The organism is Streptomyces sp. NPDC031466, assembly GCF_055581265.1.
The window spans coordinates 24,985-32,557 of the sequence record NZ_JBVIJT010000011.1 but is presented as its reverse complement, the minus strand read 5'-3'; the positions used below and the strand labels follow the sequence as shown (position 1 = coordinate 32,557).

Here is a 7,573-nt window from a genome sequence, read left to right as displayed (position 1 = left end):
TCCCCCCCCCCCCTCCCTCCCCCCCCCCCCCGCACCCGCGCCGCTCAGCTCTCGGCGTTCTCCTGGGTCCACGCCCACGCGTACTGGAGCCAGTCGGCCAGGGCCATGGCGCCGAAGCCCGCGCCGACCAGCCGGGTGCCCCGGGGAGCGAGGACATACGCCCCGAGCAGCCCCGTGGTCGTCCAGGCGGACACGCAGAACGGGCAGGTCACCAGGTCGCCGACCGCCAGCCGCAGGCCCGAGCCGCGCGGCTCGTCCATGACCTCGCCCGCCGACGCGTCCCGCTCACGGCGGGCGAAGGGCGCCCGCAGGAAGCCGGTGATCTTGCCCTTGGTGAGCAGCCGCGCCGTCTTGAACGTCGCCACGCCGATGAGCGCCACGTCCCAGGGCGGCACCCGCTCGGGCAGCGCGGCGCCGCGCCTGCGCCCCAGCGCCACGAGGGCGCCGGTCGCGGCCGCGAATGTCGTCATCAAGGCGGCGTACCCGGCCAGCGGCACCGCCCCGTCCTCGTCGTAGGCGTGAGCCACATCGTGGCCCAAGTGCTTCTTCGCGGTCGTCATGAGGCCTCCAGGGAAGCGGGTTCCCGGTGGTAGCAGGATGTGCGCAGGCTCGGCGGGGACCGGCGCCGGGGCGACCCTCAGACCAGGTCTTCGGGGTCCGTCGGCAGGTCCTCGTCCGGGACCACGTGCACGGCGGCCTCCTCGGCGGCGGCCGCACCGCCGTCGATGCCCTCGTCCCTGGCCACGGCCTCCTTGGTGGTGTCCGCGTGGGCGCCCTCGTCCGGGGCCACGAGACGGCCCGCGCGGTCGTCCCCGACCTCCGGGTCCATGGGTTCGCCCTCGCCGCCCGGCAGATCGCCGACGCCGTCCCCCAGCGGCGGCTGCGTGTCGGGCACCTCCTGGCGCAGCCGCTCGTCGAGCGACTCGCCCTCGTGCTGCTCCGCGGCCGTGGTGCCGGTCTTGGTGACGCCGAGCGGCTTCTCCGGCGGCGAATAGCCCTCGTCGAGGATGTCGTCGTAGGTGCGCTCGTCCAGCGCGTCCTGAAGGTCGAGCGGCGAGGCGTCCTCCTGCTCCTCGTTGCCGCCCGTGGGCTGGTAGGCGTCGTCCGCCATGTTCTGGTCGCTCATCACTACCTCGTGCTTGGGAATCTGGGTCGTCGCGCTGGCCCACTGATGGTCGCGCGTCGGTCTTTCGAAGTGCCCGCGACACACTCCTCCAAACGATCTGACCCGGGCGCTTCCCCGCCCGGAAGGGGCGCTTCCCCGCACTGCCGCGCGCCCCCCGGCACGGAGGGTGCCGGAGGGCGCGCGGTGCGGCGACGGACCGGTCAGCCGGGGCCGGCCCGGTAGGTCCGCGCCCTCGCGTGGCCCGAGTCCGACCCGTGCCCGGCCCGGGCGGCCGCGCTGGCCGCGAGGCCCAGCAGGAGTGCCACGGCGCCGGTGATGATGTTGCTGACCACGGACCTGGTGGTGCTGACGTCACCCGCCACGACCCACGGCGCGACGATCGTCCACGCGCCCAGCGCGCACGCCGCCCACGCCATGCTGTGGGTCCGCTCGTACGCCCGGCCGAAGCCGCCGCTCATCAGCAGGGCGTAGGCGATGCCGACGATCAGGTTGGTGACGGCGAGCCGCGTCAGGCCGTTGAAGCCCGCGATCCAGGGCGAGGCGGCCAGGTAGAGGCCGGTGACGAAGGCCATTGCCTCGACGGCCTGCACTTTGGGGGTGCTCGCCGCGCGCTCCGCCATCTCGTGGCGGGCGCGGATGTCGGCGATGTCGGGATGCGTTTCCATCGAGGACGAGGTCCTGGGGGACGTTGTCATTGCGTCCACCTCCAGCTTGGTGGTGGTTCAGGGGTGCGGGGACGGGACTCGCGAAAGGCGCTCGGCCGGGATCGGTTCCCACGAGCCGCGCGAACCGGACCCGGTGATCGCCTCCTGCATAGCCGGTACCCTCCGCAAAAAGGGACAAACTATCTCAAGTATCACGATATGACTGATGTGCCGCAGGTGTACTGGTCCGGGTCCCTCACAGGGTCGCGAGCAGCTCGTCCAGCGGGCCCGGCACCCGCGCGGGCTCCAAGGCCTCCACGAGCAGCCGGCCGTAGCGGATCTTGCGGCCCTTCTTCGTGCCGAGGAACCGCCGCAGCCTTCCGTCCACGGGTCTGCCGTGCTGCGCGGGCTGGCGCAGGAAGGTCTGCCAGGCGCGCAGGTCGCCCTCGGCCCCGATGATCTCCTCCACCCGGGCCGGGCCCAGCGCGCGGATCAGCTCGTCCTCCAGGTCGGCCACGCACACGAAGAAGCCCCGCCGCAGCGCCCCCGCCCGATCGAGGCCACGCTCGTAGAAGGGCCACTCGCGCTCGTCGCACAGCCCGACCAGGCGCAGGCCGAGGCCGGGCGGCCCGAGGAGAGCCGCGTAGCGCGCGATGCTCATCGCCCCGCCCATCGGCACGACGCAGACGCCCTCGGCGGCCAGGTCCCGGCCACGCCGTGCGGCGAGCGCCTCGACGGCCGCCAGATCGCTCGGCCCTTCCAGCAGGACCGCCGTCCGCACCCCCAGCCGCCCGGCCAGCTCACCGGCCGGCCCGCCGGAACCGCCCGCCGCCCAGCCGTCGACCGCGTCCCGGAACGCCCCCATGTCCACCATGGGGCCGAGTCTGCACCGCCTTCCACGCCACGGCACCCGCATTTTCGACGCCCGACCGTGGAGGTGACGACCGGGCACGCCATGGGCTACAGTGGATCTTGAGCGGTCGCCGAAAAGCCGGTGGCCGAGCGCGCGTTGGTGGTCCAAGGAAAGACGCCCCGCTTCCTGCGGGGAAATGCAGGTGCAAGGCCTGCCCAGCGCTCCGATCAAGTCCCGCCCCGTGGTCACGGGGCGGGACTTGTGCGTTACGGGGTTTCGCCGGCGCCCGGTGCGGTGCCGTGTCCTGAGGTGGCACGGCGGCGGTGCACACGGGCCTCCCAGGGCCACAGGGTGTGCGGAGCCGTGAGGGGCGTGGCCGTGGGCAGCGTGGTGAGGAGGATCTCGCTGTCCTGCCAGCCCTCGGGCGGGTCGACGGTGAGGTCGGTGGCGCCGAAGTTGGCGAGGACCAGCAGTTCGGTGCCGCCGGCCGCGTGGTGGCGGGTGAAGGCGTAGAGCTGCTCGTGGTCGGGGTGCAGCATGCGGAAGTCGCCGTGGGTCAGGGCGGGTTCGGTGTGCCGCAGGGCGATCAGCCGGCGGTAGTGGTGGAAGACGGAGTCCGGGTCGGCGCGCTGCGCCTCGGCGTTGACGTGGGTGTGGTCGGGATTGACGGCGATCCACGGGGTGCCGCGGGTGAAACCGGCGTGCTCGGTGGCGTCCCACTGCATCGGGGTGCGGGCGTTGTCCCGGCCGCGGCGCCGCAGCCCGTCCAGCAGCGTCTCGGGGTCGGCGCCGAGGGCGCTCTGCTCGCGGTAATGGTTGCGGGACTCGATGTCGCGGAAGTCGTCGATCGAGGCGAACGGCGCGTTGGTCATGCCCAGTTCCTCGCCCTGGTAGACGTACGGGGTGCCGCGGTGCAGGTGCAGGACGGTGGCGAGGAGCTTGGCGGAGCGCGCGCGGTGGGCGGGGCTGTCGTCGCCGAAGCGGGAGACGACGCGGGGCTGGTCGTGGTTGTTCCAGTAGAGGCTGTTCCAGCCGGTGTCGCCGAGCCCCGTCTGCCACCGGCCGAGGCTCGCCTTGAGGTCGGTCAGCCACAGGTCGCGGACGTCGAACTTCCCGCCGGGCCCGTGGTCGAGGCCCACGTGTTCGAACTGGAAGACCATGTCGAGCTCGCGGCGGGCCGGGTCGGTGAAGAGCCGGGCCTCTTCGAGGGTGACGCCGGGCGTCTCGCCGACGGTCAGCGGCGGGCGCGGCCGGCCGGCGAAGACCTCGCGGTGCATCTCGGCCACGTACTCGTGGACTCGGGGGCCGCAGATGTAGTGCGGGCTGCCGTCGCCGTGCCGGGCGCCCTCGGGCACGACACCGTCCGGCAGTCCGGGCGCCTTGGAGATGAGGTTGATGACGTCCATGCGGAAGCCGTCGACGCCCCGGTCCAGCCACCAGCGCATCATGGCGTGCACCGCCCGGCGCACCCGTGGGTTCTCCCAGTTGAGGTCGGGCTGCTTGCGGGAGAACAGGTGCAGGTAGTACTCGCCGCCGACGGGGTCGTACGTCCAGGCCGGACCGGAGAAGAAGGAGCCCCAGTTGTTGGGCTCGGCGCCCGGGGTGCCCGGCTCCATGCCGGCGCGGGCGGGCCGCCAGATGTACCAGTCGCGGCGGTCCCCGCCGGGGCCCTGGTCGCGGGAGGCGGTGAACCAGGGGTGTTCGTCCGAGGTGTGGTTGACGACCAGGTCCATGACGAGCTTCATGCCGCGCTCGTGCACGGCGGCGAGCAGCCGGTCGAAGTCGGCCAGGGTGCCGAAGAGCGGGTCGATGTCCTGGTAGTCGCTGATGTCGTAGCCGTTGTCGTCGTGCGGGGAGGGATGGACGGGGGAGAGCCACAGCACGTCCACGCCGAGCGCGCCGAGGTGGTCCAGGTGCTCGGTGATGCCGCGCAGATCGCCGACGCCGTCCCCGTCGGAGTCGGCGAAGCTGCGGGGGTAGATCTGGTAGACCACGGCGTCGCTCCACCAGGAGTCGGCGGGGTGGGCGGGGTGTCGGGGCACGTCGCACCTCTTCTGGGCGTGTGCGGGCGGGGGGTCTGCGGGCGGGGCCATCGCCGAGCCAGGTGACGGGAGCACCCAAGCGTGCGCGGAGTGGCCCCCTCGCGACCCGCTGCTAGGAGCCGGGCGCCTCGGGGGCCTTGGGGGCCTTGGGGGTCTCCGGGGCCTTGGGGGGCTTGTTGAAGTCGCTCTTGTCCGGCTTGTTCTTCAGGTCCTTGTCCATCTGGAGGCCGCTGTGCTCCGTCACCGTCGTGCTCGCCTCCCGCATGCCGTCGGAGGCCACCTTGGTCACCGAGCCGGGGTCCCGGGCGTACTGGGCCTGTGCGCCCGCGGTCGCCTGGGTGGTCTGGATGAAGGAGCCGAGGAAGCCGAGGACGGCCCGCGCTTCGGGCGACGTCTCCTGCACGATCTTCGCGCGGGAGGAGGCACCGTGGATGGCGTTGTGGAACAGGCTGGGAGTCGTGTCGTCGTACGTGTCGTCGTCACAGTCCTCGAAGTCGACGTCGGCACCGGGCTGCGGCTTGGTGCTGTCGGTGGTCACCGAGAACAGGCCCGCGCCCCTGCCCGCGGAGTTGAAGATGTTGTCGAACACCATGGTCGTCACCTCTGACTGGTCTGCTGGTCGTTGCGGGCGCCGTGCGGTCAGGGTTGCTTGTACAGCGTCTGTCGGCTGACGGCCAGGCTCTCGTCGTCGAGCATCGTGTGGTGGACCTCCAGCGCGGAGACGACCTCGGCGAGCCCTTTCAGGCGGAAGCCGCCGGGGGCCAGGTCGAGGTCGGCGATGGGGCGGGCGACCATCCGGTCGAGGCCGGGGTAGGCGCCCGGCTGCGGGGGTGAGAGGACCGTGACCGGCACGGCGTACTGCACCGCGATCAGTCCGGAGAAGGTCACCGGGATCTCGTAGGTGTACTGCTTGCGGGTGCGCCGCTGCGTGACGAGGGTCTGTACGCGGGAGTTCGGCGGGACCTTGCCGGAGATCTGCGACTTCGAGGCCCAGCTGGTGTTCAGGGAGCCGCCCACCGTGGCCGCGATGCCCAGCGCCAACTGGGCGTTGAGCGAGGCGTTGCCGGTGGCGCTGCCCGTGGTCGTGAACCCCACCGAGTTCGTCATCGTGTTCGACGAGGAGTTCGTCGCGGAAGTGCTCACGGACGTCTCGGTGGTGGAGGCGGAATCCGTGCCCACGTTGTCCTTGCTGTTCTTCTTGGTGACGGTCTCCCCGTTCCGGTTCGCGGTCCCGTTCTGACACGACGCCGCGAGCTGCGACTGGAGGTCCAGGCGGAGCTGGTTCTGCAACTGGAGCTGGAGCGACGCGCCGACGCTGCCGCCGAAGGTGAGCTTGGCGTCGCCGTGGAGCGACCACGTGACGCCGTTGGACACGGTGAAGTCGACCGAGTCCGTGAAGGTCATCTCGGACTGGCTGCGGTTCACGTACGTACGTGAGGAGAAGGTGTCGGGCGGGGGCTGGCCGATGTCGCCCCGCACCTCGATCAGCGGCTCCCCGAGGTTCATGTAGGCGAGCCAGCCCAGTTGGAACGCGGTCCCGGGGAACGAGCCGAAGCTCGACTTGTTCACGGAGAACCCGACGGGCTTGTGCTTCGCGCCGTAGGAGTCGACGTACACCAGGTTGGGATGGTTCAGGAGGGACTGCCAGGTCTGCTCGATGTCGAGTTCCCGCAGGTTCTTCTTCGTCAGGGGCTGACGCCTGGCCTGTACCAGGCTGTATGCGTTGGAAGGCATCCGACCGTCCTCGATTAATTCCTGCCCGACCGCACGCGGTGAAATTCGCGCGAATATCTGTGCGCGTTCCGGCAGTCGAAAATATCGCTTCCCGTGCTCTCCGGGAAGGCGCACCCGTACATCGCACACCATCGAGTGAGCGATTTTCGGCTACCGCTTCGTATCCAGGGATGCATACCTTCGCTTCGCTGTCCATCGCTCGATCGATGGCTTTCCGATGCCGCCATCCGTGGGTAATGTGACGTGGAGTGTTGCAGTGGCTGAGCTGCATGATCCAGCCATTCCATGGTTTTCGGACACTTTTCGGGCAAGGCGTTTCAGAGGCAATTCCGCCTGCCGTAATTCGGCGTGGCAGGTCGCCGCATCGAGTGTTCGAAGCATTGTTCCCCGAATTCGGGAAAGGTGAAGTATCCGCGATGTACACCCAAGAACGCACGACGATGAGCAATCTGGTGGTCGGCGGCCCGGTGGCGGTGAACAGCTACGACAACGCGATCGTGGCCGCACTGGTCGAGAACCGGCCGGTCATGCTGGTCCACGCCTTCAACGGCGGCTATCTGCGGCCCGCCGAACTGAAGGAGGAGAGCCACGACAAGGGGGTCAAGCTGGCCACCGCGCTCGACCCGGCGACCAAGGAGGCCAAGGGCCACCTCTGGCACATCACCCCCGCCGGCTTCTTCGGCCAGCGGCCGCTGTACTTCGTCGAGAGCGCCGCGGGCCAGGTCTCGCCCAAGCCGGCCGGCGCGGGCGACGCCGAGGCCGGGCGCGGCGACGACGGCACGCCCAAGCCGCGGCGCAGGCGCGTCACCGTCCACCAGGACGCCCCTCAGAGCACGGCCGACACCGTCCAGGTGGGCCTGCCCGACAAGGTGGGCGACAAATGGCGCGGGAAGAACGGCGCGCCCGAGGACACCCAGCTCTGGGTCGTCACGGTGACGCCGTGGGGCGGGATCACCTTCGTGCCGATCACCCACCCCGATGCCATCCTCGGCTTCAAGGACCACGCGGTGGCCGCCGACAGCGAGGCGCGTCTCACCTACAACTGGGGCGGAGACTTCACCGGCACGGTCATCAACACGTTCTACCCACGCCTGCCCAACGAGTGGAACGTCCCGTACCACCACGTCTTCACGTGAGCCGTGGCCATCGCCGTACCCCCGCCGTCCCCGACCCA

8 protein-coding genes are annotated in these 7,573 nt (G+C 70.6%); 1 reads left to right on the top strand and 7 read right to left on the bottom strand.

From position 1 onward, the window contains the following. Positions 1–44: 44 nt before the first annotated feature. From ACZ5GP_RS26560 to ACZ5GP_RS26530, 7 genes are all read right to left on the bottom strand, one after another. Complete coding sequence (locus tag ACZ5GP_RS26560; RefSeq protein WP_468753199.1) at positions 45–560, bottom strand: DUF1360 domain-containing protein; 516 nt, start codon at positions 558–560, stop codon at positions 45–47. A 77-nt stretch (positions 561–637) separates the two neighbouring features. Then, a complete protein-coding gene (locus ACZ5GP_RS26555) occupies positions 638–1,126 on the bottom strand; it encodes a DUF5709 domain-containing protein (RefSeq protein WP_468753198.1) in 489 nt (162 codons plus the stop codon). Between the two features lie 200 nt (positions 1,127–1,326). Next, on the bottom strand, positions 1,327–1,791 hold the full coding sequence (locus ACZ5GP_RS26550) for an SPW repeat protein (protein ID WP_468753197.1): 465 nt from the start codon (positions 1,789–1,791) through the stop codon (positions 1,327–1,329). A gap of 235 nt (positions 1,792–2,026) precedes the next feature. Next, complete coding sequence (locus ACZ5GP_RS26545) at positions 2,027–2,644, bottom strand: TOPRIM nucleotidyl transferase/hydrolase domain-containing protein (RefSeq protein ID WP_468753196.1); 618 nt, start codon at positions 2,642–2,644, stop codon at positions 2,027–2,029. A gap of 245 nt (positions 2,645–2,889) precedes the next feature. Next, positions 2,890–4,665 (bottom strand): alpha-glucosidase, encoded by a 1,776-nt coding sequence (locus tag ACZ5GP_RS26540; protein WP_468753195.1) that lies wholly within the window; start codon positions 4,663–4,665, stop codon positions 2,890–2,892. 112 nt (positions 4,666–4,777) lie between these two features. Beyond that, complete coding sequence (locus ACZ5GP_RS26535; RefSeq protein WP_468753194.1) at positions 4,778–5,257, bottom strand: hypothetical protein; 480 nt, start codon at positions 5,255–5,257, stop codon at positions 4,778–4,780. Positions 5,258–5,304: 47 nt separating this feature from the next. Continuing rightward, positions 5,305–6,399: a hypothetical protein gene (locus ACZ5GP_RS26530; protein ID WP_468753193.1), complete on the bottom strand. Its 1,095-nt coding sequence runs from the start codon at positions 6,397–6,399 to the stop codon at positions 5,305–5,307. 416 nt (positions 6,400–6,815) lie between these two features. On the opposite strand from ACZ5GP_RS26530, the gene ACZ5GP_RS26525 reads away from it, so the two are divergent. Further along, on the top strand, positions 6,816–7,535 hold the full coding sequence (locus tag ACZ5GP_RS26525) for a hypothetical protein (RefSeq protein WP_468753192.1): 720 nt from the start codon (positions 6,816–6,818) through the stop codon (positions 7,533–7,535). The last annotated feature ends 38 nt before the right edge of the window (positions 7,536–7,573 follow it).

What these genes read in the sequence shown, in the direction of transcription:
- ACZ5GP_RS26560 (WP_468753199.1), bottom strand. Translation starts at nt 560, where the DNA reads ATGACGACCGCGAAGAAGCACTTGGGCCACGATGTGGCTCACGCCTAC.
- ACZ5GP_RS26555 (WP_468753198.1), bottom strand. Translation starts at nt 1,126, where the DNA reads ATGAGCGACCAGAACATGGCGGACGACGCCTACCAGCCCACGGGCGGC.
- ACZ5GP_RS26550 (WP_468753197.1), bottom strand. Translation starts at nt 1,791, where the DNA reads ATGGAAACGCATCCCGACATCGCCGACATCCGCGCCCGCCACGAGATG.
- ACZ5GP_RS26545 (WP_468753196.1), bottom strand. Translation starts at nt 2,644, where the DNA reads ATGGTGGACATGGGGGCGTTCCGGGACGCGGTCGACGGCTGGGCGGCG.
- ACZ5GP_RS26535 (WP_468753194.1), bottom strand. Translation starts at nt 5,257, where the DNA reads ATGGTGTTCGACAACATCTTCAACTCCGCGGGCAGGGGCGCGGGCCTG.
- ACZ5GP_RS26530 (WP_468753193.1), bottom strand. Translation starts at nt 6,399, where the DNA reads ATGCCTTCCAACGCATACAGCCTGGTACAGGCCAGGCGTCAGCCCCTG.
- ACZ5GP_RS26525 (WP_468753192.1), top strand. Translation starts at nt 6,816, where the DNA reads ATGTACACCCAAGAACGCACGACGATGAGCAATCTGGTGGTCGGCGGC.